This is a genomic window from Burkholderia singularis (genome assembly GCF_900176645.1).
GTDB classification, from domain to species: Bacteria; Pseudomonadota; Gammaproteobacteria; order Burkholderiales; family Burkholderiaceae; genus Burkholderia; species Burkholderia singularis.
The window spans coordinates 1-1,957 of the sequence record NZ_FXAN01000009.1; the positions used below are offsets into that span (position 1 = coordinate 1).

Consider the following 1,957-nt stretch of genomic DNA (forward strand, 5'->3'; position numbering starts at 1 on the left):
TGTTGGGCGCAAAGTAATAATGAGCCACTTCGCGCGAAGTAAATCTAAGCCACCTTTCAGTACAGTCAGCCTTTTGCGCGCAAAGGCTGGCGATGCTCCAGAAGGAACAGTGGATGCAAATCCATGTGCTCAAAGCCCAAGGCGTATCGGAGCGCGAGATCGCGCGGCGCCTGGGCATTTCTCGCAACACGGTGGCGCGGTACCTGTCGGCTGAGGAAGTGCCGCGCTACAAGCCGCGTGAACCGCGGCCAACCAAGCTCGGAGCCTTCGAGGCGTACATCATCGAGCGCATGAGGGCCGCAGCACCGGAGATCATCGCAGCGCCGGCGCTGCTGCGCGAGTTGCGGGCGCGCGGCTACGAGGGCCAACTGCGAAGCCTGCAGGCTTTCATGAACACGCATAAGCCCATGCCGAAGCCCGATCCAGTCGTAAGGTTCGAGACCGAGCCCGGTCGGCAGATGCAGTGCGATTTCGTTGTCTTCCGACGAGGCACCGACCCGCTTTACGCCTTCACCGCCACGCTCGGCTTCAGTCGTTGGCGCTGGGCACACTTCACCACCGATGAACGCGCCGAGACGCTGGTTGCCTGTCATCATGCGCTGTTCGAAGCCTTGGGTGGCATTCCTCGCGAGATCCTTTACGACAACGCCAAGACCATCGTTGTCGAACGCGATGCTTATGGCGACGGCCAACATCGCTGGCACGCCGGCCTGCTCGATCTGGCCAAGCGGTACGGCTTCCTGCCCAGATTGTGCCAACCGTACCGCGCGCAGACCAAGGGCAAGGTCGAGCGATTCCACCGCTATCTGCGCGGCAATTTCTATGTGCCGCTGGCAAGCCAGCTTAAACAATCCGGCTTGATGCTCGATGCCGCGACTGCGAACGTCGAGGTGAGTAAATGGCTGCGCGACGTGGCCAACCAGCGCGTGCATCCGGTTACCGGGCAGGCACCCGCGATTCTGTTGGAGCAACGAGAACGGGCTTGCTTGCTCGATATGCCTGGCTACACATTGCCCCGATTGCCGGCTCGCGCCGTCGCTCGGCCGCGCGTTGATCCCGCGATGTCGATCCAGCACCCGTTGTCCGTCTACCAGCAATTACTGACCGAGGTGCGCGCATGAACTTGCAGCAGGAACGCATCGACGGGCACTGCCAAAGCCTGAAGCTCGAGGGACTCATGCACCGATACGTCGCTCTGGCCAGCGACGCGGCGGCCAAGCAATGGAGTTTCCTCGACTTCCTCGAGAACGCGCTCGCGCACGAACGAGAGACGAGGCAAGTTCGTTCGCGGCAAACACTGGTGCGCATGGCCGGGTTTCCCGCCATCAAGACACTGGATGACTACGACTACAGCTTCGCCGTCGGGGTCCCACGCGAGGCAATCGACGAGCTTGCCACGCTACGCTTCATCGAGCGAGGCGAGAACGCCGTGTTGCTTGGTCCGTCGGGCGTGGGCAAGACGCACCTCGCGATCGCCATCGGATATGCAGCGACGCAGGCCGGCATCAAGACGAAGTTCATCACGGCGGCGGATCTGATGTTACAGCTCGAGGCTGCACGCCGACAGGAGCGATACGACGCCGTTCTTCGGCACAACATTCTCGGCCCGAGGCTGCTCATCGTCGATGAGATCGGCTATCTACCGCTCTCGGGCGATCAGGCCAGTCACTTCTTCCAGATCGTCGCCAAGCGCTACGAGCGTGGCTCGATGATCCTGACCAGCAACCTGCCGTTTGCGCAGTGGGACGAAACCTTCGGCGGCAACACCACCCTCACTGCAGCGATGCTCGACCGCATCCTCCACCATGCCCACATCATCCAGATCAAAGGAGACAGCTACAGACTGAAACAGCAACGCAAAGCCGGGCACGTCCCGACATCGAAGAAGTAACGACTGGCTCAGTTTTACTTTGCGCGATCAGGCGCGAAGTGGCTCAGATTTCAAATGCGTTTGACA

The 1,957-nt window shown here is 61.0% G+C and carries 2 protein-coding genes; both read left to right on the forward strand.

Going from position 1 to position 1,957, the window contains the following annotated elements:
- Window positions 1-92: 92 nt before the first annotated feature.
- Window positions 93-1,121, forward strand: coding sequence for an IS21 family transposase (gene istA / locus BSIN_RS00825; protein ID WP_041494180.1), 1,029 nt, complete (start codon window positions 93-95; stop codon window positions 1,119-1,121).
- Window positions 1,118-1,891, forward strand: a complete 774-nt coding sequence (istB, locus tag BSIN_RS00830) for an IS21-like element ISBcen13 family helper ATPase IstB (RefSeq protein WP_011881749.1) — start codon at window positions 1,118-1,120, stop codon at window positions 1,889-1,891. The genes istA and istB overlap by 4 nt, the downstream gene beginning before the upstream one ends.
- The last annotated feature ends 66 nt before the right edge of the window (window positions 1,892-1,957 follow it).

Coding starts and splice junctions, on each gene's coding strand:
- istA (WP_041494180.1), top strand. CDS start 93: ATGCTCCAGAAGGAACAGTGGATGCAAATCCATGTGCTCAAAGCCCAA.
- istB (WP_011881749.1), top strand. CDS start 1,118: ATGAACTTGCAGCAGGAACGCATCGACGGGCACTGCCAAAGCCTGAAG.